The 23,664-nt window shown below is 47.7% G+C and carries 23 protein-coding genes; 8 read left to right on the forward strand and 15 right to left on the reverse strand.

Annotation, left to right across the window (positions count from 1 at the left end; translation table 11 throughout):
- The first annotated feature begins 188 nt into the window (after positions 1–188).
- Positions 189–995, forward strand: a complete 807-nt coding sequence (locus ABIE50_RS27560; protein WP_209866189.1) for a M48 family metallopeptidase — start codon at positions 189–191, stop codon at positions 993–995.
- A gap of 209 nt (positions 996–1,204) precedes the next feature.
- Positions 1,205–1,921 (forward strand): 3-keto-5-aminohexanoate cleavage protein, encoded by a 717-nt coding sequence (locus tag ABIE50_RS27565; RefSeq protein WP_209866203.1) that lies wholly within the window; start codon positions 1,205–1,207, stop codon positions 1,919–1,921.
- A 5-nt stretch (positions 1,922–1,926) separates the two neighbouring features.
- Here the strand turns inward: ABIE50_RS27565 and ABIE50_RS27570 are convergent, their stop codons facing one another.
- From ABIE50_RS27570 to ABIE50_RS27580, 3 genes are all read right to left on the reverse strand, one after another.
- Complete coding sequence (locus ABIE50_RS27570; protein WP_209866207.1) at positions 1,927–2,412, reverse strand: PPC domain-containing DNA-binding protein; 486 nt, start codon at positions 2,410–2,412, stop codon at positions 1,927–1,929.
- A 17-nt stretch (positions 2,413–2,429) separates the two neighbouring features.
- The gene (locus tag ABIE50_RS27575) at positions 2,430–3,323 is read right to left on the reverse strand and encodes a glycoside hydrolase family 43 protein (protein WP_209866210.1); all 894 of its coding nucleotides are present in this window, start codon (positions 3,321–3,323) and stop codon (positions 2,430–2,432) included.
- 148 nt (positions 3,324–3,471) lie between these two features.
- Positions 3,472–3,735, reverse strand: coding sequence for a hypothetical protein (locus ABIE50_RS27580; protein WP_209866213.1), 264 nt, complete (start codon positions 3,733–3,735; stop codon positions 3,472–3,474).
- A gap of 996 nt (positions 3,736–4,731) precedes the next feature.
- Between ABIE50_RS27580 and ABIE50_RS27585 the strand changes: the two genes are divergently transcribed.
- Positions 4,732–6,180, forward strand: a complete 1,449-nt coding sequence (locus tag ABIE50_RS27585; RefSeq protein ID WP_209866216.1) for an amino acid permease — start codon at positions 4,732–4,734, stop codon at positions 6,178–6,180.
- Here the strand turns inward: ABIE50_RS27585 and ABIE50_RS27590 are convergent.
- Positions 6,170–7,354 carry a hypothetical protein gene (locus tag ABIE50_RS27590; RefSeq protein ID WP_209866219.1) on the reverse strand — a complete coding sequence of 395 codons (1,185 nt, stop codon included), beginning with the start codon at positions 7,352–7,354 and terminating at the stop codon, positions 6,170–6,172. The genes ABIE50_RS27585 and ABIE50_RS27590 overlap by 11 nt on opposite strands.
- A gap of 23 nt (positions 7,355–7,377) precedes the next feature.
- Positions 7,378–7,815: a hypothetical protein gene (locus ABIE50_RS27595; protein ID WP_209866221.1), complete on the reverse strand. Its 438-nt coding sequence runs from the start codon at positions 7,813–7,815 to the stop codon at positions 7,378–7,380.
- A 112-nt stretch (positions 7,816–7,927) separates the two neighbouring features.
- On the opposite strand from ABIE50_RS27595, the gene ABIE50_RS27600 reads away from it, so the two are divergent.
- Positions 7,928–8,326, forward strand: coding sequence for a VOC family protein (locus ABIE50_RS27600; protein ID WP_209866224.1), 399 nt, complete (start codon positions 7,928–7,930; stop codon positions 8,324–8,326).
- Between the two features lie 4 nt (positions 8,327–8,330).
- On the opposite strand, the gene ABIE50_RS27605 is transcribed toward ABIE50_RS27600, so the two are convergent.
- Together ABIE50_RS27605 and ABIE50_RS27610 are read right to left on the reverse strand one after the other, a co-directional pair.
- On the reverse strand, positions 8,331–8,483 hold the full coding sequence (locus tag ABIE50_RS27605; RefSeq protein ID WP_209866228.1) for a putative collagen-binding domain-containing protein: 153 nt from the start codon (positions 8,481–8,483) through the stop codon (positions 8,331–8,333).
- Entirely contained in the window at positions 8,467–10,041 is a 1,575-nt protein-coding gene (locus ABIE50_RS27610; RefSeq protein WP_209866230.1) for a hypothetical protein, read from the reverse strand. Before ABIE50_RS27610 ends, ABIE50_RS27605 begins: the two co-directional genes overlap by 17 nt.
- A 119-nt stretch (positions 10,042–10,160) precedes the next feature.
- On the opposite strand from ABIE50_RS27610, the gene ABIE50_RS27615 reads away from it, so the two are divergent.
- The 4 genes from ABIE50_RS27615 to ABIE50_RS27630 all read left to right on the forward strand — a co-directional run bounded on the left by ABIE50_RS27615 (position 10,161) and on the right by ABIE50_RS27630 (position 13,504).
- A complete protein-coding gene (locus ABIE50_RS27615) occupies positions 10,161–11,288 on the forward strand; it encodes a LamG-like jellyroll fold domain-containing protein (protein ID WP_209866232.1) in 1,128 nt (375 codons plus the stop codon).
- 159 nt (positions 11,289–11,447) lie between these two features.
- On the forward strand, positions 11,448–12,245 hold the full coding sequence (locus ABIE50_RS27620) for a hypothetical protein (RefSeq protein WP_209866235.1): 798 nt from the start codon (positions 11,448–11,450) through the stop codon (positions 12,243–12,245).
- Positions 12,246–12,256: 11 nt separating this feature from the next.
- Entirely contained in the window at positions 12,257–13,156 is a 900-nt protein-coding gene (locus ABIE50_RS27625; protein WP_209866238.1) for a LysR substrate-binding domain-containing protein, read from the forward strand.
- Between the two features lie 78 nt (positions 13,157–13,234).
- Positions 13,235–13,504, forward strand: coding sequence for a hypothetical protein (locus ABIE50_RS27630; RefSeq protein ID WP_142686602.1), 270 nt, complete (start codon positions 13,235–13,237; stop codon positions 13,502–13,504).
- A 133-nt stretch (positions 13,505–13,637) separates the two neighbouring features.
- On the opposite strand, the gene ABIE50_RS27635 is transcribed toward ABIE50_RS27630, so the two are convergent.
- From ABIE50_RS27635 to ABIE50_RS27670, 8 genes are all read right to left on the reverse strand, one after another.
- Positions 13,638–14,714: an oxidoreductase gene (locus ABIE50_RS27635; protein ID WP_209866243.1), complete on the reverse strand. Its 1,077-nt coding sequence runs from the start codon at positions 14,712–14,714 to the stop codon at positions 13,638–13,640.
- Between the two features lie 71 nt (positions 14,715–14,785).
- Positions 14,786–15,364 (reverse strand): Crp/Fnr family transcriptional regulator, encoded by a 579-nt coding sequence (locus ABIE50_RS27640; protein ID WP_209866247.1) that lies wholly within the window; start codon positions 15,362–15,364, stop codon positions 14,786–14,788.
- Positions 15,365–15,437: 73 nt separating this feature from the next.
- Complete coding sequence (locus ABIE50_RS27645; protein ID WP_209866250.1) at positions 15,438–17,045, reverse strand: tetratricopeptide repeat protein; 1,608 nt, start codon at positions 17,043–17,045, stop codon at positions 15,438–15,440.
- A gap of 27 nt (positions 17,046–17,072) precedes the next feature.
- A complete protein-coding gene (locus ABIE50_RS27650) occupies positions 17,073–18,092 on the reverse strand; it encodes a PorP/SprF family type IX secretion system membrane protein (protein ID WP_209866253.1) in 1,020 nt (339 codons plus the stop codon).
- A gap of 444 nt (positions 18,093–18,536) precedes the next feature.
- Positions 18,537–19,253, reverse strand: a complete 717-nt coding sequence (locus tag ABIE50_RS27655; RefSeq protein ID WP_209866256.1) for a DUF92 domain-containing protein — start codon at positions 19,251–19,253, stop codon at positions 18,537–18,539.
- A 41-nt stretch (positions 19,254–19,294) separates the two neighbouring features.
- Positions 19,295–21,103 carry a redoxin domain-containing protein gene (locus ABIE50_RS27660; RefSeq protein WP_209866259.1) on the reverse strand — a complete coding sequence of 603 codons (1,809 nt, stop codon included), beginning with the start codon at positions 21,101–21,103 and terminating at the stop codon, positions 19,295–19,297.
- 7 nt (positions 21,104–21,110) lie between these two features.
- On the reverse strand, positions 21,111–22,259 hold the full coding sequence (locus ABIE50_RS27665) for a redoxin domain-containing protein (RefSeq protein ID WP_209866262.1): 1,149 nt from the start codon (positions 22,257–22,259) through the stop codon (positions 21,111–21,113).
- Between the two features lies 1 nt (position 22,260).
- Positions 22,261–23,652: a RagB/SusD family nutrient uptake outer membrane protein gene (locus tag ABIE50_RS27670; RefSeq protein WP_209866265.1), complete on the reverse strand. Its 1,392-nt coding sequence runs from the start codon at positions 23,650–23,652 to the stop codon at positions 22,261–22,263.
- Positions 23,653–23,664 lie beyond the last annotated feature (12 nt).

Raw genomic sequence — 23,664 nt, forward strand, 5'->3', positions numbered from 1 at the left:
AAAAAATCTAAAGGCCTTTAACCCCTGTTAAAATAATTGCCCGAAGATAAGTTAAGAAGCGGACTTTGATCCCCATATTTAATCCGGATTTCTTTGTACGGAATTATAACAATAACTATATTCGCGGCGTAATATGAATGCAATCATCAATACAGTTTAACCCTTTTCAATAATAAAAACCTTTATTTATGTCTGTTTATGCACGATTCGGCATCGTATGCGCTGCAAGCCTGTCATTTGCCCTGACCTCGAATGCACAATTAAAATTAAACACTAAAACACTTGGCGCCGGCGCTAAAGCAGTGAAAGCTGCCACGCTTAGCGACGATGATGTGATCAGGTATACCAAAGAGTATATCCAGTGGATGGATGAGCACAACCCCGTAGCCCCCTCCGATGATCCGATGGCACAGCGCCTGAAAAAATTAACCGACCCCGTAACCGGTTATGAGGGCATGAACCTTAACTTTAAGGTATACCTGGTAAGGGATATCAATGCCTTTGCCTGTGCAGATGGCAGTGTGCGCGTGTGTGCCGGCCTATTACAAACCATGACGGACGATGAAGTAATGGGTGTAATAGGACATGAAATTGGGCATGTAAAAAACAAGGACTCCAAAGATGCGTTCAAAACTGCGCTGATGACATCCGCACTGAAAGACGGTGTTTCTTCACAGGGTGGCACCGCGGGCGCCCTGAGCGATTCCCAGCTGGGCGATTTAGGAGAAGCAGTGGCCAATTCCGCTTATTCCCGTAACCAGGAAAGCCAGGCGGATAGTTATGGTTATGAATTCCTGAAAGCGGCGAAGCTCAATCCATGGGGCATGTCTATGGCTTTTGAAAAATTGTGGAAAGCATCACAGGAAAGCAGTGGTGAAAAAAAGAAAGGCTCCCAGTTATTCTCTTCTCATCCCGATACAGAGAAAAGAATGAACACCATGGCCGAGAAAGCGAAGAAAGATGGCTATGAAAAGCCGGCGGTAGCAGCGAAATAATTATTTTTTAAGGAGATAGCCGGGTGGGATTAAGGAGATCCTGCCTGGCTATTTTTATTTAACGGAAGTACCTGCTGTTACCCATATCAGGGAAAAAATCCGGCAATCTGCTCAAACTGTTCCACAATACCCTTCCTCCTAACCGCCCCTTATAGCTATTCATTATACAGGTATCATTTATGCAGTGATCACCCAAAAAAGACAGGCATATGTTTATAAAAGCAGCATTAAATGGTTCCAGGTCCAAGGCCGACCATCCGGCCATACCCATTACTACCGATGAACTGGTGGCCGCCGCCAGGAACGCCGTTCTGGCAGGTGCAAACGCCATCCATTTTCACGTGCGCGACCGCGATGGCAAAGAAACACTGGAAGCAGCCTTCGTAAATGAACAGGTGAAGGCGGTAAAGGCAGCAGTGCCCGATACTCCGGTAGGCATCAGTACCGGGGCCTGGATAGAACCGGATATCAGTAAAAGAGTGGAGCTTATCCGCCAATGGGAAATACTTCCCAATTTTGTATCCGTGAACGGACATGAACCCGGATTTGAAGAGGTTGTACAGGAAATACTGAAAAAACAGATCGGTGTGGAAGCCGGGCTTAACAGTGCACAGGCGGTAGAAAACTTCATCAGCAAGGGTTTACTGAAGGAATGCTTCCGCCTGCTGATTGAACCGGAAGAACAGGAACTGAACATAGCCCTGGCAACGGTGAAAGCTATTGAAGACAAACTGACGGATAAACTACCTCATCAAACAGTGGTGTTACATGGCGTAGATAACACCTGCTGGGAAATACTGAAAGTAGCCAAATATAAGGGATACGATCTGAGGATAGGATTTGAAGATACTTTGCACGACCCCTCCGGCGCCATTGCGGAAAGCAATGAAGCATTGGTGAAAGCCGCATTCCACTGGGATTTGTAAAATGATTATTCCAGGCTCAGCACATTAGCGCCCAACGGTTCTTCAAATACCCGTTCCAGCCGCTGCGGATGTACAATAATAGTTATCTCCAGCGATCCGGTGCTCACGGTACCGCCGAGCATATGCCCCCCGAAGGCGCTAAAATCCTTACTGGTAACGGTTCCATGTGTATGCAGTGAAACCTTGCCCTTCTGCCATGCGATAGATCCGTTCATACCTGACAGCTCCATATTATTGAATTCCTTAGGCTCATATTTCTTCGTATCCCGGTTAAAGTAACCGAAAGTAACATTCACAAATCCAAAGCCTGTGAAACTGGCAGAAGGGATCTTTTCCTTTTCAGCAAAGGCTTCCAGTTGTTTAAAGATATCATCTCCCTGCCTGAGCACCATCAGGTAGCCTGTGCCGGTTTTAACATAGCGGGTGGTATCCTGCGCAGTAGCTGTAGCCATGAGGAACAAGTTGATGAGTAAAAAGAATATCGTTTTCATATGAAGAAGCATCGCATTTAGCGTGCCACCTGCACTCCTTCGGAGGTCATAATTACCCGTTTCATTGTGTCGTCGCCGTTATAATACAGGTAATCGATGCATACAGAACGCCTGTGGCTGCCGCCGTTCTTCAACCCTCCATTGTGATAAATAAAATAAGACCTGTCTTTGAAATCAATGATTGCAGGCCGGTTTGTTTCACAGTTCCCTGCGAGCTCATTTAGTATTCCCTTAAACTCCCAGGGGCCTTCTATGTTACGGCTCATGGCGTAAGCTACTTTTTCCGGCATCTGGTAGCCATAGGAAAGGTAATACCAGCCATTGCGCTGATGTATGTGAGCGCCTTCCTCAAATCCAGGCAGATCCAATGTGTTTATAGGACCATCCAACTCCACCAGGTTGCTTTTTAATTTTGCATAAAAACATTGTTTGTTGCCCCAGAAGATATATGCCTGCCCGTTATCGTCCACTATTACAGACGGATCCAGGTTAGCTTTTTCATGCACGTGGGAAGGCAGCATATCAAGAGTAACCAGCGCCGATCCGCGGGCATCTTTAAACGGACCTGATGGGTTACCCGCTTCGGCTACGCCAATGGCAGAACCTTTAATGGAAGCATGCGCCACGGCTACATACCAATAAAACTTACCATTATGTGCTATTACCTTTGAAGCATAGGCATTGCCACTGGCCCAGGAGAAATCGGTGGCTTTCAGTGGTACCGGATGCTCTGTCCATTCTGCGAGGTTGGCCGATGAAAAGCAGAGCCATTCGTTCATTATGTAGGCTTCCGTTCCGGGCGGCGCTTCATCATGGCCGGTGTACAGATATACGGTATCGTTATGGACCAGCGCGGTAGGGTCGGCGGTGAATTTATGGCGGATGATTGGGTTGTTGGATGTGGGTTGCATAAACTGACTTTTTTCTTAACAGGGGATGCTATCGAGAATTGTGCCATGAGACTTCTCAAATCGTAACATCCTTTATAAGTTTCATATTGCAGAGAACTTATAAGAATCCGGTAAACAAAACATCTTCGTAACCTTATCCAGTTCCGGCTTATTCGGCTATGATATTCTCCTTTTCAGAGCTGAACTCCTTTTTATTATACCGGGCATTGAGTATCAGAAAAATGATCAACGGAATAATATTAACCGCAACTCTCAGATCATGCCGGGTACTGTCGTATGATAAATTAAACCTAAGATTAAAAATATCATATTTAACCCCAAGGCTCACCTTCTCGCTATACAACAGGTAAAGCGCTACTTCCATGCCCAATACTATTTTAAAAGAAATACTTAACAGCGTCAATTGTACCATTTGGACAAAGTTCATCCAGATATTAAACTGCAAATGGAGCTTCTTAACCACTTTACTAAACAGCATGCAAAAATTAGTATATAGATAATATACCAAAAAAACAGTTACCAAAACCGCAATAAATAACTGGCCGTTTGTCATATCCCGATAGGCTTCTATAACCGATCGGATGAATAGAAATAAACTGACAATACCTATCGCAATCTGATAAAGACTAATAAAAATTAGCATATTGAATTATTGTTTTAGGACTGGGATATACTTTTCCGGATTCATACTCTGGTCCATCTCGTTTTTTGGTACTTCTCATGAGACCATTCAGATTTGTATATTACTCTTCAAATAGGGAATATAAGAGGATATTCAGGTGATGTAAAAGAATTCTTGTTAGGATAATTATCTCCTAAAAGTATTAACTCCTTTCCTGAAACAGGACAATATTTCCAGGTAAATCCTTCATTACAGGTTCTGTCAATATCAACCCAATAATAGAGCTCCCTGGTATCCACCGTCTTATTAAGCTGAATTAACGCAGTAATAATTGACCAATTAACCTGATCACGAATATTATAGATATCGCCACTGATAAAAAACAATACTTCATAGCCAGGTTATTATACTGATTCTCCATCTGTCCTCCGCTAAATATATTCTATTACACACAGCACCAGGGGTTACACTTCAATTCGTTACTAAATTATAATAAATATCCAAACTCCGGAATCCTTTTTCAATATCTACCAGTTTATTATTTTCTTTTACATCTCCCTTAAAAGAAAAAAGATGGCCATAGCCGGGATATGGTTTCAGCAGGCAAATTTGGCAACCATCCAGGCAAATCCATAAAGCAACAGATCTGTCTTCCCGGAAAGAAAAAAACAGGTATATTAATGAAAACGACAATTACAGAAAACAGGTGTTTACTGATGAAATATATCCGGGTTTCGGTTTCTGCCAAAATTACCCCAAATTGCAGCCTTATCCACCTAACAGACATTGACCAGCACAAACCAAACAACCGAAGAAAAAAGCCTTAAAAGAGGATTACAGAACAGGCATATCCAGTTGATCGCCCTCGGCGGCGCCATTGGCACCGGCTTATTCCTGGGCATAGGCCCTGCCGCGGTACTGGCAGGCCCCTCTGTGATTTTAGGCTACGCCCTGGCCGGCATTATTGCTTTCTTTATCATGCGCCAGCTGGGCGAAATGGTGGTGGAAGAACCGGTTTCCGGCAGCTTCAGTCACTTTGCCTATAAATACTGGGGCTCATTTGCAGGTTTTTCTTCCGGGTGGAATTACTGGATCCTTTATATCCTGGTGAGCATGTCGGAACTTACAGCCATAGGTGTATATGTACATTTCTGGTGGCCGGAGATTCCCCTATGGTGCTCCAGCCTTTTCTTTTTTGTGGCTATTAATGCATTAAACCTCAGCTCTGTTAAAGTATATGGAGAAGCCGAGTTCTGGTTTTCGATCATAAAAGTAGTGGCTATAATAGCCATGATCGCTTTTGGCATCTATCTGCTGGTAAGCGGCAGCGGCGGCGAACAAGCCAGTATACAAAACCTTTGGAACGACGGTGGCTTCTTCCCACGGGGATTATTAGCCGCCGATGGCAAGGGCGGCTTCCAGGGATTATTTGCCGCCATTGCGCTCATCATGTTTTCTTTCGGCGGACTGGAATTAATCGGTATCACCGCAGCGGAGGCCGACCGGCCGGAGAAAACCATACCCAAAGCTACCAACCAGGTCATTTACCGCATCCTGATCTTCTATGTAGGCGCTCTCGTCATTCTGTTTTCACTGTCGCCCTGGAAAAGCATTACTACAAACAGCAGCCCGTTTGTAATGGTATTTGAAAGCCTGAAAGGCTTTCAGTTCAGCCTCTTTGGTAAAACTGTCTATTTCACCAGCCTTATCGCAAATGTGCTGAACCTGATCGTTCTCACGGCAGCGCTTTCTGTGTACAATAGCTGCGTATATAGCAACAGCAGGATGTTATATGGTTTGTCGAAACAAGGCAACGCGCCCGCTTTCCTGTCTCACCTGAACAAAAATCATGTACCGGTAAAAGCAATCCTGGTATCAGGACTGTTTGCTGCTATCTGCATAGTGATAAATAAAGTGATCCCTGAAAAAGCGCTCGAGGTACTGATGTCGCTGGTGGTATCAACACTCATCATCAACTGGCTGATGATCACCGTAGTGCACCTGAAATTCAGGCAAAGTAAAAAAGCAGATAACATCCGTACTAAATTCCCTTCTTTTATATACCCTGCCTCTAATTACATTTGCCTGGTATTCCTGGTAGGCATACTGGCGCTGATGTGGATCACCGGCATGAAACTGCCGGTGGAACTGATCCCGGTGTGGATGGTGTTTTTGTATGTGTGTTTTTTGTTAGTGAAGAGGAATAAGAGGTCTGCCACGGCCACTACTTCATGACCTGGTTAAATCCATATCTCAAATTAATACTCGCTATAAACGCACTGAAAGGATCTTTCTCTTTCAGGTAATTATCAATACCCGCTTCCGCCACGATCCAGATGCTTTTAGAGACCCGGAACTCGGTACCAAAATTAAACAACAGGGATTTTTCAAAGCCGTCGTAGTTCTGGTACTTAAACTGCGTTTCGGCAAATCCCCTGAAGCTGGCGGTGCCCAGGTAGTAACGCACATTCACAGTTGCATTGATAGCGGTAGTGTCTTTAAACTCCGACCGGGGCAAACTGAAGCTACCGCCCAATAATAACTGGCTGCTTTTCCCGATACCTAATGCCCAGGTGACCCAGGTGTTGAAAGAGGCAAAGCCGGCGTTCTTGATCAGTGAATCGCGCGACTGTCCCACCCAGGCAATAGCGCCATCCAGGCGGCTGGTGTTCCAATGCTCGCTTTTAAACTTTTCTATAAGACTATCTACAGCAGTGTAGTATTTTTTCTTATCCTTGTCATATCCTTTTTTAAAGGCATCATAACTTGCCTGTAAGGCGGTATCCGGGTTTTCTTTGAGATATTCTTCTGCTTTGTTTTCCGCGAAATCCCAGAATTCGGCATCATGGTCTTTTCCATACTGCGCGCGTTCTGCCGGAGGTATTTCTTTGTGAACAATAATGATCCAGTTATTCTTAAACTCTCTTAGCGCCAGTTGCTCCTGTTGTTGTGCAATAAATACCTCCTTTCTTCTGGCGGCATTCAATAACAGGTCGTCCCTTTTCCGGACAATGGAAAACCGGTAGCCGACAGCCAGCCTGGAAGATACATTCCCCGAATCAACGATAGCGCCTATACTAAAAGAGGAGTTATACCAGAATCTTCTTTTCCCATAATCTTCCAGTGTCCAGTTTTTGCTGGCCAGTTTTCCGGGAGAAAATTCCACGGCAAAATTGCGGGGAATCACGCCCTGTCCGTTTGAATAAAACGGCGATAAGCTAAGGGCAAACTTTTGAATATCTGAAGGGCGTAACACATTGGATGGATCAGTGCCCAGCGCCTTAAACGCAGGCATGTCCGGAACGGAAAAGTTCAACAGGTAATACTCTGTACTATCTGTTTTAAACTGCGCGGATGCCTGGAAGGACACAAGCAGCAGTAACAGGCACATCTTTCTAAATGGTAACATACAAGGGTTTTAAAGAAATGGAATCAATTTTTTTTGGCAGACAGTTGCAGCAGGATATCTTCTGTTTTACCGGTAACATCGTCGCCTAAAATAGCGGTAGCGCCATAACCAATTTGGTCGCTCCCTATTACTTTCGCAGTATCAAAATCATCTCCCTGTAACACGCTTACCTTTAACTTATACCCGTTATCATCCTTATATCTTCTCACTCTGAAAGAGATATCCAGTACTCTTTTATCAAAATTTATCAACGGTTCTCCGGGTTTATAATCATTTTGCACCAGGTAGTAGTCCGGCTGGGGAAGTTCGTTACTGTTTTGCCGGAGGGGCTTTGTTAAAATAGGCAGTTCATCGGCGGTAGCTGCCCACATCTGGTAAATGTAAGTAATAAAATAGATGCCGGTCATTTCGATCCTTATCCATAGTCTTCCGCCATTCGGGTCATAGGATACCTTTTTCATGATATACAGATTAGGACCTAAAAATAGATATTTAAATTTATTCTTCTTTGCTGCTGACATAAGGTTGTCATTCCCTCATTCTACTTTTACATCACACCATAAAAATACAAATATGCTAAGAGGATTTGCCACACAAACGTTTTTTGCCGCCGACCATGAAGCTGCAAAAAAATGGTATACAGCGCTAACCGGTATCCCACCTTACTTTGAAAGGCCCGGCTATGCCGAGTTTCGCCTGGGCGATTACCAGCATGAACTGGGTATCATCGACAGTAAATATGCGCCTGCTCAGGCCGGCAAAGGCCCCGGTGGCGCCATTACTTACTGGCATGTGGATAATATACAGGCAGGTTTGGAAAAATTGCTTGGCTTAGGCGCTACCGTATTTGAACCTGTTACGGAACGGGGCCATGGGTTTGTAACGGCTTCTGTTGTAGATCCTTTTGGCAATATCCTGGGCATCATGTACAACCCTCACTATGTGGAAGTGCTGAACGCCAACAACAAATAGCGCCTCAATGTGCTGCTTCTACTACCAGCACCCGGTCGTTCCCTGCGCCGGTGGCAGGCGGCGTAAAGGTAACAGCCGGTGCCTGTTTTATAACGCCGATACTTGCTTTCTCCGCACTGCGTGGATTAAACCACCAGCAGTTATTGCTGCAGTTCAATCACGGTGCCGTTTTTCGTAAAGCGGGTATCCTTTACGGCGCCGGTGCCGGAAAACCGGTATTGTACGCCTACAATATCGGAAGGTGGATTGGAGAAGGTCAGCTCAGCGGCGGAGCTGTCATTCACATAAAACTGCATATGCCTGTTTTGGGTAACCACACGCAGCTTTACCCACTGTGCGAGGTTGGCGCCAAATTTAGAAAGGTCGGTATTCCGGCTGTCGATGGTCGTGCCTGCGGCAAACAGGGAAAGCTCTCCTACACAGCCAGGCGCACACAAGGGGATAAAGATCACATCATTTTTACACAGGATCAGCACTTCCACCCGCTGGCAGGCGGCAGTGCCCTGCCGGAAACCACTCTTAAGTGTAGTTTCAAAAGTAAAGTCATCATTCCGGAGGTCGCCGAACGATTGCACATAAAAAAAACGCAGTGCCGGTGGATCAGGTTGCAGGGGCAGATGGTATTGTGATAACAACGCTTCCTCCACTTCCACACCATTTCCTTTCATCACTTCGTTCTTCCGGAAATACAATGGGGTACCGGATTGCTGCTCTACCAATGCGAGCCATCCACCGGAGCCTATCATCAGGTCATGCTCTTTTACAATTTGTTTATTGACTATTAATTTCGCCCTGAAATAACCTGGTGTATAGTATATAGTGGTAAAGGTGTTTTCTTTTGCAGGTACCGGTACCTTCCTTCTTATGTCCCAGCTTTGCGAAATGAAAACGGAATCTTTTCCTGCCGCAGCAGCGTTGTAGTTGAAAACAACGGAATTGGGAACTCCCTCTCTCACTATTTTGTTGCTGCTGAATGAAAAATCGGCGGTGTTAAGCGGTTTCCCGGGTTTGGTATTGGATAACAGTAAAGCATATACGAGGATGCCCAGCGGTAACAGGGCCAGCAGCCAGTACGTCCATTTGCGGTGTTTTCGCGGTGCTGCAATCGGTGAAATGCCGGCACCGGTTGTTTGGTGGCCGTTTGTAGTAATCCCTGCCGAAATATGACCGGATGTTGCACCAGCCAACGTATTGGCCGATGTGACCTCGGTACCTGCTACAATATATGACGTATCAGCCACCTTATTATTAGCGTCGGCACCTGCGGCAATATGCAACGTATCATTAGCCAACATAGCATCATTACCCGCTGCAATATCACCGGGTAATGGCCCGGCCACCGTATTGGCCGTTGCTTCCGCATCGCCTGGCAATGACCTCTGCTCACCGGCTTCCCCCGGTGTAGCATCCCCTGTTGCCAGGGAAGCCCCCGGCGCCAGCACTATAAGGCGTTTAAACTCCCGCCAGTCGGTATACCCGGCAAACTGCGCCAGCGTATTCAACGTAGTGGTAGCCGGCATATTGGTGTATTTCAGCTTCCCCCACAACCGTTTCAGGGTAGTAACACTCAGCATTACCCCGGTGGCTTCTTCTATCGCCTCACTTAGTTTTTCAAAATCATAGGTGGTCCACTCGCTGCCGTCACCACGGTTTAACCGGGCTTCTGCCAGCTCCAGGCACTTTCTTATATAATTTATTTCAAAACTATTATTCATTTCCAGGTAATCTGTTAGAAGCTTGCACGGATTTGCACATACTTGATGCGCCGATGTTTCGCCCTGAAATTAGTTATTATTCAGATTTGCCGGAGCATTTAAAATAAAAAACAACCGTCATGACAAAAACCCACACCGCGTGCCTATTCCTGTTGCTCCCTTTATGCGCAGCAGCACAAAAAAAGAAAAACGGTCCCCAGGATGTTATCAAGGTACCACTCCAGGCCGAACATTGGTCGTTCCAGCCAGGCACCGTGGAGTTTATCACCTATAAGTCGGTCCCGGCCATGAAGCTGCTCAACAGGAGCGATACCGTTGTGTCGAAACAACTTGATTTCGCAAACGGTACCATCGAATACGATGTGCTGGCCACATCGCCGTTCTCTTCGTTCTACTTCAGGCGCATCAGCAGTAAAGAGAATGAGTGCTTTTATTTCCGTATCCCTTCATCAGGGAAAGGCGATGCCGTGCAGTATGCTCCCACCCTGGATGCTATTAACATGTGGGATATGCTGCCACAATACCAAACCGCCGCATGGATCAATAAGGACGACTGGAACCATGTGAAACTGGTCATTTCCGGCAGGCAGATGCGGGTATATGTGAATGATACCGGGAAGCCGGCGCTGGAAGTGCCTTACCTGGAAGGCAATACCTGGCATGGCGGCATCGCATTCGACGGGCAGGCCATTATTGCAAACGTGGTAGTGAAGCCTGATCAAACGGAAGGACTGCCCCCCGGCGAAGGAACCGATATCACCAACAATGATCCCTCCTACCTGCGCACCTGGCAAATCACACAGCCAATGACCACCCCTGAAAAAATAGATTTCAGCAAGGCCTGGATACCAGGTAAGGATGCTCCCTGGGAAACCATCCGGGCCGAAAGAAGGGGACTGGTCAATGTGACCCGGAAGTTTGGCAGCGCAGAAAACCGCGCCCGGCGCATCGTGTGGCTGAAAACAAATATCCGTTCCACCGTGGCGCAAACACGGCAGGTACAACTCGGATTTAGTGATGAAGTATGGGTGTTTGTAAACGATAAGCCGCTGTATACAGATAAAAACCTCTACGGTTACCCGATACTAAAACAACCGGATGGCCGTTGTTCCGTTGAAAACGCATCCTTTGCGCTGCCGCTGGTTGCCGGCAACAACGAAGTGCTGATTGGCCTGGCCAACGATTTTTACGGCTGGGGAATCATGGCCAAACTGGACAAATTCGAAAATATGACTTTTGATAAATAACCCTCCTCCCGCCAGGCAGCCCCCGTGCCGGCTGCCTGGATCTTCAGGGACTATCACATCCCGTCTTCTCCCGGAAAAATAACCGCTCAAAAAAATATCACACAGAAATAAGTACCTGGATAGTGGAAGTTTATTTTGTTTCCAATAACTTTAGGTACCATGAAACAAACATTGGCAGATACTGAGCTCACCGGGCCGGTAAGGCAAATGAAATATGCTACCACAGACCCCGATGGCAAATACTACGGGTATGAGCTTTCCTTTTTTGATGAAAAAGGATTACTGCTCAAATGGGAGGATTATACCGCAAGCCATCAGCTGGATAAAACCCTCTTGTATACTTTTGACGACAATGGCAACCTGCTGGAAAAAACACTGACCTCCGCCACCAAAGGCCCTATCTATAAAAACAGTTACTTCGAAAACGGGGAGCTGAAAGATTGTACAGAGTATTATGGGGAAGATACCTATTATACCCGGTACGATGAATCCGGCAATGTACTGCAACAAATGGAAAACAATGACCCTATACCGCCGGAGGAAGATCCATACAACGAGCAATGGGAAACCAATACCCATACGGATACCGATGGATGCCGGGTAGAAATTACCCGCTATTACTCCTTCGGCGCATTGCAGGAAATCACCAGGTGTAAATACAATACCCGCCAGCAACTGCTGGAGGAATATAAATTCCAGGACACTACCGGTTTTGACGATAACAATGCCGTGGAAACCACTACCTGCCAGTATAATGAACAGGGGCATCTCACAACAAAAATATCCGACAGGATCACTACCTCCGGTACGGTGGAAAGAACGGTATACCGGTATGAATTTACCTACGACCTCCACCACAACTGGATAGAAAAAGTTGAGATCATGAATAATAAAGTAACGGATTATAAAGACAAAGTCCGCTTTATCCGCCGGAGAGAGATCTTATATGCTCCATAAAATTTGCGCACATGCTATCTAACCGTCACCAGATCTTTATGGAAGTAGCCCACCAGAAAAGCTTTTCAAAAGCCAGCCAGGCCTTATTCATTTCCCAGCCCGCTGTAAGCACCCATATTAAAGGACTGGAAGAACAGTATAAAACCAAACTGTTTGAAAGAAAAGGATTACAGATAGAACTGACCGAAGCAGGCCAGCTGCTGTACAACCGCTTGCTTACAGTACGCCATATTCAGCAGGAAACGGAATTTGATATTTCGGTGATCCACGACAAACAACAGGCTACCGGCATGCTCAACCTGGGCGCCAGCACCACCGCCGCACTGTATATATTACCCAAAGTGATGTCTGCCTTTCACCGGGAATACCCCCTGGTGGATATTTCCCTGCTCAACCGGAACAGTGAAATAGTATTGCAGGCGCTGCTCGACAAAGAAATCAATATCGGCGTTACGGAAGAAAAAGGACAACTGAGCAATATCACCTACCAGCCTTTTCTGAAAGACCGGATTGTAGCCGTGTGCAGTCATGATAACCCCCTGGCCCGCAAAAAGAACTACCCGCTGAAAGATATCCTGCAAATGCCCGTCGCCATCAGGGAACGTGGCAGCGGCACACTGGAAGCGCTCAAAAAAGGACTTCAGAAAAGCAGGATCCGGCTGAACGATCTCAAAATAAAAGTAAGACTGGGAGGAACCGAAGCCCTGAAAAATTTCCTGCTGGAATCCGGCTGTGTAGGATTCCTCTCTACACGCTCTATTGCAAAAGAACTGCAGCACGGGGAACTGACCATCCTCAGCTTCGATACACTGCGGATAGAACGCAGCTTTTATTTTATACAGCGCAAAGGCGAAACCAGCGATCTCAATAAACGCTTCATCAAAATGGCCAGGTCCATTTATAATTATTAATTATAGGTCATAATATTTTCATATAGCCAGGATTATAAGCTAAGGGCTACATTTGAGCCATACAAATAACCTGCTGACATGAACATGCTTTTTTATTACGACGAATTATACAAAGCTGCTGTAGAAAGAATTAATAAGCTGGTAGATATTTCTGTTGCCCAGAAAAACGCCCTGATCCAGCGGTTGAAAAGCCAGGCGCCATTTCTGGCTACCACTACAGAAGATATAGATCTCGTAGCCCAGAAGATGATGAACTCACTGGGCATGGTACTGTGCCCGGATGCCGCTGCAGACTTTGCCGGAGGCAGCAAGCTCCTCGAAATGGAAATGCTGAACAACGGCGAATAAGCCGTCGCCTCTTTTTGCGGTTAAAATTTCCCCCTGCCGGGGAAATTTACCAGGTCCCGGGCAACCTGATCAATGTACCGGGAAAGCACCTGTTAATGCACCCGGAATTTCCCCCTTTCCACGAAAGAACCTATCATTGTACCGGCGGAAAAGGTTCTGCCATGGCGCGCTCAAAAGCAATGAACGGCGTTCCGGCGGCTACACGTGCCGGCCAATCGGGGTTGGCGAGTGCCGCCTTTCCAAGGGAAATAAGATCAGCATGCCCTTCCGATAATGCCCTTCCGGCCACGGCCAGTTCCTCCATACCGCCGTTGGCAATTACCGGCACCTGAACTATACGTTTAGCCATTCCCGTAAGGGTTTCCCCGTGCGCATAGGCGCCCAGCTTTTCCCAGGTGCTGCCTTCTCCTGAAATATGCACATAATCCGGGGCCGTCTTTTTCACTTCTTCCAGCAGGGCAGTAGCAGTAACGGCGCCATCCGGCCAGCGATAGCTGAAGTTATTCACTTTGCCTTCGGACAAGCGCAGCCCGATAATAAACTGCTGAGGCACCACCTGCCTGATGGCAGTGATAATTTCGGCTATGATACGGAAACGGTTGGCTACCGATCCACCGTATTCATCCTGCCGCAGGTTGGTGTATGCCGTTAAAAACTGATCGGGCAGGTACCCGTTGGCGGCATGTACCTCTATCCCGTGAAAACCGGCAGCTACCGCGTTAACAGCCGCCGCGGCATATCCTTTCACCGCAGTGGCAATATCAGCATGCGTCATAGCGGCAGGCACCGGGAAAGGGCCATCGCCACCGCCATAGGAGCGCAGCTTACGGCCCAATGGTACTACTGCAGAAGGCGCCAGCGTATGCTGTAAATGCTGTGATAAGGCGCCGGCATGCATCAGTTGCGCAATAAATAAACTGCCATGCGCCTTTATTTTCCCTGCCAGCTCCCGCCAGCCTGCCACCTGTTGGGGAGTGGCCAATCCCGGCTGATGCGGATATGCCTGGCTGGCTACTGTATCTGTATATAATCCCTCCGTGATAATGATCCCAAAGCCACCGGCAGCAAAGCGTTCATAGTAATCGTGCATAGCCGCGGTGGGAGTACCCTGCAATGTAGCGCTGGCGCGACTCATAGGCGCCAGTACAACCCTGTTCTTAATGGTTTGCTGCGCCAGCGTAAGCGGCGCCAATACCGGATGTGTGCTCATATATAAAAACTTTAGGGCAAAGTTGTGCACTCCCCCACCTCTGAAAAATGATAAATGATAAGAAATCGTGGTTATAACGATTCCTTTGCGATCTTATGCCGTAAACGGCTCAATGATTCAGGGGTAATACCCAGGTACGCCGCCACCTGGTGCTGGGGCAGGCGTGTTTCCAGGAAAGGGTACCGGCTTACAAAACTGCGGTACCGTTCTATGGCCGGCTTTTGCAGCGACAGGATACGGCGCTGCAGGGAGACATAGCCACGCTGGGAAATAATGCGGTAATAACGCTCCACTGCGGGTATATCGTCAAACAATTGTTCCAGCTGCTGCCGGGTGATACGAAGTACCTCGCCCCCTTCCAGCACGTCGATATTAAACAGGGAGGGAGCCCCGGTAAGCAGGCTGTCGAGATCAGTGATCCACCAGCCTTCTATACTGAACTGTAATACATTTTCCCTGCCGGCAGCGTCTCTTTCGTATTGACGGCAACAACCTTTCAATACAAAAAACTCGTGCCGGCAAACATCGCCTTCCCGCAACAGGAACTGCCGGCGCCGGGTACGCACAGGCTCAAAATAACCGGGAATACGTTTCATATCCGCTTCGCTCAGCGATACATGTTGAAGGATACTGTTGATCAGCAGGTTCATTTTTCAAAGATAGCCCCGCGCAGGAATGCTTCAAAGAAATAATCCTGCCGCACTTACATCTCCCGTAAAATAATTACTGCTGTACCGGACAAATATCTTTCTTTAATATCTCCCCTTCCTTCATGCCACGCGTAGTGAATGGAATGGTTTCCATGCGTCGGCCACCGGGATAGTGGATACGGATCTCATAGTCGGTATCTTTTTCCAGCGTGAGCGTGATTTCACGGCCGGGCTGCCCGATAAAGCACCAGCCAATTTGCCGTTGTTTGTTATAGATATAAATACACGCTTCGGCCAATGGCGCACAAACGGTACCTGTGAAGGGGATCACCAGGCCGGGAGATACGTGGTTAGGCGTATACGTATATATGGGAGGCGTGGTAATACTATAGATATCATCACTTCCTTTGCCGCCGGTCCGGTTGGAAGCAAAGTAAGTGTTCCCGTTAGCTTCGGCTACAAAATAAAAATCATCGCCGGGGGAATTGGTCGGGTAACGGAGATTTTCCGGTGCGCTCCACTGTGCTTTACTACCTGAGCTATGGAAGATATCAAAACCACCCATGCCTGGCCACCCTTTACTGGAGAAGTACAGGCTGCCATCGGGCGCTATAGTGGGAAATTCTTCTGCTTCAGGTGTATTGATGCCTGGCCCGCAGTTGACCGGCGCTCCCCATTTCCCATCCCCTTGCTTTTCGCTGTACCAGATATCCGTAGCGCCTTGTCCGCCGGGCATATCAGCTGCAAAATAAAGCGTGTTGCCATCGTTACTGAGTGCGGCATGGCCTACAGAATATTCATCAGGTTTGTTATAGGGAAAGGGGATCAGTTCTCCCCATTTGCCGTTTGCGTCTTTGACAGAGGAAAATAATTCCAGGCGGCGGTAGCCATACCTCACCTTATTTTCCTTTACGGCAGGAATACGGCGGTCGGCGTTTGTCATGGTTACATACGCAGTGCGGTAATCTTTATCAAAAACAGCCGGCCCCACATGGTATTTCGACCGGTTAAACGCCGGCGAGAAATCATTGATATATACATTCCCGTAATTGGCTGTATCGCCTATATAAAGTCGCTGGTAATCGGTACGGGTACGGCCGTATACATTCCTGTTGAAATGGCTGCCATTCTGCAGCTGGTTACGGTACAATGAATCCGATACAAACACAATGCCGCCGGGATAACCGGTGGCGCCCCAGTCGGACCCGACAGTGTTGAGCCTTTCCACATTGCGGATGGCCACCGGTGTGGGCGCCTGTATCCATTCCTGTGCGGCGTCGCATCCGGCAATGCGGTTTTTCACCCGTTCCTGGTTACCTGTTTGTGCATACTGTGTGTAAGCGGCTTTTGCTTCGGCGTATTTACCGGCGCTTTTCAGCATATCACCATAATACAGCCTTGCATCCGCCGGGGCATCGGAACGGGCAAGCAGTTTGGCATACCAGCCGGCGGCGGTTTCATATTCATTTATATGCCGGTAGGAATCGGCCAGTCGCTCCAGCACCAGGGTGCTGGTTTTATCCTTTTTCTTTGCGGCAATCCTTTCATACAGGGATGCCGCTTTCGCATAGTCGTATTTATCGTAATAAACAGCCGCCTGCTTATCCAGCGATAATTGTTCCTGTGCCTGTAAAAACTGTATGGAGAAAGTAAGCAGTATTATGCCAGCATATTTTTTCATAGCGTCTGTTTAAATGAATAGCCTGTTTTAGAAGTATCTCGGACTGATCACCCTGGCTTTTTTACCGGGGAATAAATAACCGATGGATAGTTCATGTGATCCGCTCTGGAAAGACGACATTTTGCTTACTGTAAGATCATAGGCGTATCCTAACCTGAATTGATTGGTGATATTAAACTGTACCAATATGCTGGCCGCGTCCAGCTGTTCAAGGTCCTTATCCAGCGCCGGCTTGCTCCATATTTTCACACCGGTGCGGTAAGAGCCGCCCGCCCATAGCCGGTCGGCAATAAGGAACAACGCGGTAAGATCCACATTGGTAGGTCCTTTAAAATCTTCTTTTACCAGGATAGATGGTTTGAACTTTACCGTTTCAGACAGGTCGAACATTATACCGGCGTTTACATAGAGGTGCTGTGTTTTACGGATGGTTTTATACTGGTATCCTTTCCAGTAGTAGCGGGACGCATCCGTGTAAAGAGAAAAAAGGTCCATTACGGAGGCTCCCACGTAAAATTTAGGGGTAAAGTAATAGATGCCAAACCTTGCATCAGGGACCCAGGTAGATGCCTTGCCCATAGGAATGGTAGGATCGTTGTCGTCGTTGTATACAAGGGCATTGCCATCAATGGCGTATTGGGTAACACCCGCTCCCACCCCCAGGCATAAACGTTTGTCGCCGTCTTCATTCAGCGGTATACGGTAGGAGTACATCCCGTAAATAGAGGTAGCGTCCTGCGGGCCAAGCTTATCGTACATTACCTGCAGGCCCAGTCCTACCCGGTTATCCCTGGAAGCGTTCAGGGAGCCATCTAAAGATACGCCACCTGTTCGAGGCCCACCCGGGAAATTCACCCATTGTTTCCTGTAAATGGCATTGGCAAACAGGTCTTCCTTGTAACCTGCATAGGCGGGGTTCACGCTCAGCATATTAAAAACATACTGGCTGAACTGTAAGTTCTGCTGCGCCTGGGTTAATACCGGCTTATACAGGAGCCCCGAAAAAATCAACAACAGCATTAACTTTGACGTCATGTTCATGCTCATACGAAATCCTTTAAGATATCAGTAAGTAAAAAATGACCCAGGTAACCGGGTGCTGCTAACAGTGCTGTACATTCTTTCAGTATGCAGAAGTAATATCATTATTGAGGTCTTTTCAGTCCGGACATCCTGAAACCGCCATCTTCGTTCGGGGTATTAAATGGGGACGAAGTTCACTATGCTGCTTTTGGCCGACAGCATTCTTTTCATCAGATCTTTCAGGATAATAATAGTTATACTTGCCTTTCTTCCATAGAATATGAGCTACCAATCTGTTTTGCGTACAGCAACGCAAGATACCTTCATAGCAACCTGAAGAGTACCTTACAGCCATTACAACAATAAAACCGGTAAAAGGTTTAGTAAATTTTTTACCGGGGGAAATTAACTTTATAATTACGCAGGAATCCTTCCTATAAGTGCGGCCCGGTAAAAGACACTTACCTGTTACAACAGGTACAACAGCATGGCCGTAATAGCGCCAAACAAAGTATTTCCAAAGTTCACTGTATCATTGCCAATGATGTGTTTCCGCTCCAGTGTAGCACCCAGCAGGGAATCCACCAGGTTGCCCGCAATACCTGCAATGGCTACAAACCATACGCTTTCGTCCATACCAAAACAGATACCGTAAAGCAGTGCCAGGATACCCGCTCCCGCTGCACCCAGCAGGGTGCCTTCCAGGCTAACCACGCCGTCCAATCCTTTGGCTTCTTTTTTAAAGGTAAGGATATTGTAGAAGTTACGGCCGTATACCATTCCCAGCTCTGACGACAACGTATCTGCGGTTGCCGCAGCCAGGCTGGCCGCCAGCATCATCTGGTACATATCGTCGATATCGGGATTTATTAATGCCAGCAAAGCCATGATGGCGGCTACTCCTCCATTGGCAAACACCTGGCCGGCGCTCCGTTGCTCCGGGTGGGTTTGCCCGGGTAATATTTTCAGCTGTTTTTTGTGAGAGGTGGCGGCTACGCCCATTATAAAAAAGGCGCCAAGCAATAATAACCCGCCATAGCCGGTACCGGCTACCACCAGCAGGCCCACAACGGCCGCCATTACGCCACCGCCGGGAGTGAGCTTACGCTTTTTCACGCACAGCAGGGCGATGGCGATAATAACGGCCAATGTGATAATTGTTTCGAAGAAAAAAGATAAATGCATAATGAGCCGCAAAACTATGCAAATATCCTGTAGTTCGGGATCTATTCTTCCAGCAACCCGATCATGGTATTTAATTCTGTTATTAAGGCATCATCATTACCGGCAAATCCACCGGAACGGAAACGGATGTTCCCCTTTTTATCAAGTACTACTTTATAGGGTACACTTGGCACCCTGAAGTGGGTAAATGCTTTAAAATTGGTTTCTCCTTTCAGGGGTTCGTCTATTAAGTATCGGAAAGGAAATTGCTTTTCATGGCTGAACTGTTTTACTTTCTGCAATGCATCGCCGGTTTCAAACGTGGCAATGAAAAGGAACACCACCTCCGGGTGCTGCTGCATTACCTGCTGCATAGCAGGAAACGACTGTATACAGGGTTTACACCAGGTAGCCCAGAAATCAAGTACTATGATCTTCCCTTTGAAATCCGACAGCTGTACGGTTTGGCCCCCGGTATCCAGCAGGCTGATATCCCCCACGGATTCTTTTAACATACTTTCCTTCAGCGATTGCTTTTCCTTATTACCTGCCGGTGGCATCAAACCTGCCAAGTATTGCTGGTAAGGCAGTATGTTACCCGTTTTTTCGTATAGTTCTTTGAGTTGTGCTTTCATTTCTACGGAGGCCTCTCCATGCTGAACGGCGTTTTCGATCAGCGCTTGCGCCACGGCAGGCTTACCGGCTGCCACCAGCAGTTTCACGTATAGTATGGCAGCTTCTTTGTTTTTCGTATGTGCGTATGCGGTAGCTGCCAGTGGGAGCCCCTTATCATATTGTTGCTGTTCCAGCCTGGCAGAGGCCAGTGCCAGGTAAGCATCCCAGCCATAAACAGAACTGGTATCCGTGATCTGTACACCACGCTCCGCCCATTTCACAGCCGCCTGCAGTTGCTGCTGTGAAAGATAATACCGGGCGGTCCGGGCGAAGAAAGCAACTTTGTCATTCCGTTGTTGCAATTGCGCAATATACTTCTCAGCGGCCGTCTCGTTCCCGCTTTCAATGGCAGCCGTCCCCATTTCCTGGTACAGCCGTGTATATTGGTAATCCGGCTTCCCTTTAGCAGCAGGCTCGGGGAACTGTTTGATAAACTGGTTGAACAGCGCTGTTTTTCTTCCGAAATCTTTTTCCTGGTTCACGGCCAGTATATATTCTTCCCGCACAAATATCCCTGTGGGGAACCTATGGCGTAACAATGTTGCCAGTGAATCGGCCGCATGCTTTTCACCAAGGAACAGAAAGTAACGCTGGTTCAGCGTAAGTTCTGCCTCATTGTCCGTTTTCCAGGCCAGCAGCTTATGCAGCAGCAGAGCTTTATCTTCCGGCTCAGGGGAGTTGGCCAGCATATTGAAATAAACGCCTCTCAACTGCGGCTCCGCAACGGGATTAACAGCTATCTCTTTTTTCAGGTACATCAGCTCTCCCGCAGGATCTTTCTTCAATGACGAGGCGCCGGATACCAGCACCGACATTCGATAGTAAGCAAATGGCAAGGGTTTACCATTTGCATACACCGGGAACATATACCCCTTGCCGTTATTGTCATCGGTTTCTTTGCCGGCTGCCGGTGTCACCTGCAGTAACACCGCTCTCTCCGGCACCGTTATAGCAGCGCTCCATTGTTGCCCATCCCGTTGCAGCATAACTGTTTCTTCACTAAGCTGCCGGTCTTTGTCAAACCATGCCAATACCGCTTTCAGCTGCTGCTCCCCTGCCAGCAAAGCACCGGCTGGAGCATATGTCATTTTCACGGAATGGCCTGCCTCCGGAGGCGCCTCCAATTGCACCCTCGTTTGTGCCGCTGTGTGCAGCAAAGCAATGCTGCAGCATATGGCCAGGAATAATCTCTTCATACAATGTTTACCTGAAAAGTGATTTTATTTTTTCGTCCAGTTCATTGCCTATCAGGTTAGAGGAAATAATTTTTCCTTCCTGATCGATGATTACATTGGCGGGAATACCCAGTACCGGGTAGCTTTTAATAACAGGGCTTTTATCGGCCAGCAGATCCGATACATTGGGCCAGTTCATGTTCTCCTTCGCGGAAGCCTTTTGCCAGGCAATACGGCTGTTATCCATCGAAAACGAAACGATCTCAAAGCCTTTGGCGTGATAATCAGCATAAAGCTGCTTCAGCATTGGTATTTCTGCCCGGCATGGTACACACCACGAGGCCCAGAACTGCAACAAGGTGTATTTACTTGCTTTCACCCTGTCGCCTAAACGAAGCATTTCGCCGTTTACCGCCGGCGCTGTAAAGTCAATAAATGGTTCGTTGATCATTTTTCCCTGGCGGCGGGCAATAGCAGCCGCCTGCTCTTTGTCCATCCGGCGTGCGGTGCGAACTATAAAACTGCTGTCGCCCAAACGTCTGGCAGCAGCATTTACAATGGCCATCGATTTTTCGCGGTCGGGTTCCAGCTCCAGCAAAACAGCAGCGATCACGGCTGCGGTCTGGTCTTTGCCGTTGTTGAGCACCTGCTGCAGATAACGGCTCCTGATATCAAAGCGTTCCATAAAGACCTGTATAGATGCCCATTCCGCCTCTCCTCCCCTCGGAGCGCCGGGTTGCCGTGATTCCCAGAGGGCCTTATCGGCGCGGATGTAAGCAGTATCCCTTTGATAGCCCAGCAGCCAGTTATTATAGTGGGCGCCGGTTACCTGTGAAAGACCGGTGGATGTAACACGGAAAGTTACCTTTCCCTTTTCCAGGATCACGGGATAGTGAAATGTTTCCCGGTTACGCCGGTAAGCCACCGAAATATTCATTACTTCCTTTACCTGGCATTGCAGGTGAAAATGCCCGTTACGAACCGTATCTGTAGCCAGGGTCTCAGCGTCGCCATATGGATCCCGTACCAGTTTTATTTCCAATCCCTCCGCCTCTTTTATTTCTCCTTTAAGGTCAAACACCGGCGAATTGCCCCCGTACTTAAAAGCAAAGAGGAAGGTAGCCAGCACCATGATAAGGATCACGGGCTGGTACTTTTTGTTGCGTATGTGGTTCATGTTATCTTGGGTTTTGTATGATTTCCGGGTTTAATGCAATATATTTTCTACCAATGGGCAATGTGCTCCTGTTACTGTTGGGCACTACCGCGAAAGTGCCGTCGCTGAGTGTATGCGTTACTGTTATACCGGCGTTATCCACGGCATTATACCTGCGGATATCGAACCAGCGGCTGCCACGGAAAGCCATCTCCCTCCTGCGCTCCGCCTTTACGATGGTAAGCGCTTCCGCCGGGCTGCCGGCGCTGAGCGTATAATTGATGCCTGTTTTATAGCGCATGCTCCGCAACAGGTTGACATCGGCCATGGCGTTACCCGCATTTCCCAGCCGGGCACTGCTTTCTGCACGGATCAGGTACGTTTCGGGTACAGACGGGCCTTTGGCAGGTTGCCGTCCTGCCCATTCGTTACTGAAGCGGCCAAAGTTGAGCCCGAAAGCGGCATCATTAAAGAAATAAGTGCCGTAACGCAAATCACTGGCGGCATCATACATCTCCAGCAAAGAAGCGGAAGCATAACAAACAGGGCTGAGCATAGGGCCTGTTTTTTCCATCAGTGTTTCCTTGTTCTGGAAATTATTGGGGTACTGTAATACCTCCGGGTAAGCGGCATTTGGTGGTAGGGTGTTATAGTCCACCAATGTATGATAATACTTCAGCGATGAATCCGCATTGGCATATGCCGCGGCTGCATCATTTTTAAACAGCGCTGTTTTAGCCAGCAATGAAAATGCAGTGGGCTTTACCGGCCTGTTGGTGGCGGCTGCGTCGGGCGTAGCGGGCAAATCGGGTATCGCGGTGTTCAGATCTTCCGAAATAAAATTATAGACTTCGGCTACACTGGCCCGTGGTAACAATTCTTCAAAATCAAGTCCCTTTCGTATAGGCACACCCGGATCGGTCGCTGCGGTACCTGCGGTATATTGTTTGGCATACAGGTTCACCAGGATAAAATAAGCATAGGCGCGATGCACTTTTGCTTCCGCCATCAGCTGCCGTTTCTGCGCATCAGTACCGCCTTTGGAATCCATTACCTGTGCAATAACCAGGTTAGTGGTATAAACCTGGTTGTACATCGCTTCCCAGTCTTTATCCGATTCATAGTCCAGGTAGATATGTTCCGCAAAACGGAAGGCGCTCAATGCGTTGGCATTGTAATAAGTTAAGGAAAAGGGATTGATGGACATGTCATCATCCAGCATAACATCCATGCCATAGGTAGTAAAAAAGCCATTCGACTTTTCAGTGACAGACGTTGCATCCAGCAACAACCGGTAGTCTGATGTTTTCTCCGGAATAAAGGCCCCTTTAGGTTTTATATCGAGATATTTCTTGCAGGAAACTGCAGTGGCCATGAGCCATCCACACACCAGGAAATAGCATATCTTTCTCATCAGTCTGATTTT

It is taken from the genome of Chitinophaga sp. OAE865, assembly GCF_040546735.1.
Taxonomy (GTDB): domain Bacteria; phylum Bacteroidota; class Bacteroidia; order Chitinophagales; family Chitinophagaceae; genus Chitinophaga; species Chitinophaga polysaccharea_A.

Bases quoted from the DNA above. Each gene is read 5' to 3' on its own strand.
- ABIE50_RS27560 (WP_209866189.1), top strand. From the start codon at position 189: ATGTCTGTTTATGCACGATTCGGCATCGTATGCGCTGCAAGCCTGTCA.
- ABIE50_RS27565 (WP_209866203.1), top strand. From the start codon at position 1,205: ATGTTTATAAAAGCAGCATTAAATGGTTCCAGGTCCAAGGCCGACCAT.
- ABIE50_RS27570 (WP_209866207.1), bottom strand. From the start codon at position 2,412: ATGAAAACGATATTCTTTTTACTCATCAACTTGTTCCTCATGGCTACA.
- ABIE50_RS27575 (WP_209866210.1), bottom strand. From the start codon at position 3,323: ATGCAACCCACATCCAACAACCCAATCATCCGCCATAAATTCACCGCC.
- ABIE50_RS27580 (WP_209866213.1), bottom strand. From the start codon at position 3,735: ATGGTACAATTGACGCTGTTAAGTATTTCTTTTAAAATAGTATTGGGC.
- ABIE50_RS27590 (WP_209866219.1), bottom strand. From the start codon at position 7,354: ATGTTACCATTTAGAAAGATGTGCCTGTTACTGCTGCTTGTGTCCTTC.
- ABIE50_RS27595 (WP_209866221.1), bottom strand. From the start codon at position 7,815: ATGAAAAAGGTATCCTATGACCCGAATGGCGGAAGACTATGGATAAGG.
- ABIE50_RS27600 (WP_209866224.1), top strand. From the start codon at position 7,928: ATGCTAAGAGGATTTGCCACACAAACGTTTTTTGCCGCCGACCATGAA.
- ABIE50_RS27610 (WP_209866230.1), bottom strand. From the start codon at position 10,041: ATGAATAATAGTTTTGAAATAAATTATATAAGAAAGTGCCTGGAGCTG.
- ABIE50_RS27615 (WP_209866232.1), top strand. From the start codon at position 10,161: ATGACAAAAACCCACACCGCGTGCCTATTCCTGTTGCTCCCTTTATGC.
- ABIE50_RS27620 (WP_209866235.1), top strand. From the start codon at position 11,448: ATGAAACAAACATTGGCAGATACTGAGCTCACCGGGCCGGTAAGGCAA.
- ABIE50_RS27625 (WP_209866238.1), top strand. From the start codon at position 12,257: ATGCTATCTAACCGTCACCAGATCTTTATGGAAGTAGCCCACCAGAAA.
- ABIE50_RS27630 (WP_142686602.1), top strand. From the start codon at position 13,235: ATGAACATGCTTTTTTATTACGACGAATTATACAAAGCTGCTGTAGAA.
- ABIE50_RS27635 (WP_209866243.1), bottom strand. From the start codon at position 14,714: ATGAGCACACATCCGGTATTGGCGCCGCTTACGCTGGCGCAGCAAACC.
- ABIE50_RS27640 (WP_209866247.1), bottom strand. From the start codon at position 15,364: ATGAACCTGCTGATCAACAGTATCCTTCAACATGTATCGCTGAGCGAA.
- ABIE50_RS27645 (WP_209866250.1), bottom strand. From the start codon at position 17,045: ATGAAAAAATATGCTGGCATAATACTGCTTACTTTCTCCATACAGTTT.
- ABIE50_RS27650 (WP_209866253.1), bottom strand. From the start codon at position 18,092: ATGAGCATGAACATGACGTCAAAGTTAATGCTGTTGTTGATTTTTTCG.
- ABIE50_RS27655 (WP_209866256.1), bottom strand. From the start codon at position 19,253: ATGCATTTATCTTTTTTCTTCGAAACAATTATCACATTGGCCGTTATT.
- ABIE50_RS27660 (WP_209866259.1), bottom strand. From the start codon at position 21,103: ATGAAGAGATTATTCCTGGCCATATGCTGCAGCATTGCTTTGCTGCAC.
- ABIE50_RS27665 (WP_209866262.1), bottom strand. From the start codon at position 22,259: ATGAACCACATACGCAACAAAAAGTACCAGCCCGTGATCCTTATCATG.
- ABIE50_RS27670 (WP_209866265.1), bottom strand. From the start codon at position 23,652: ATGAGAAAGATATGCTATTTCCTGGTGTGTGGATGGCTCATGGCCACT.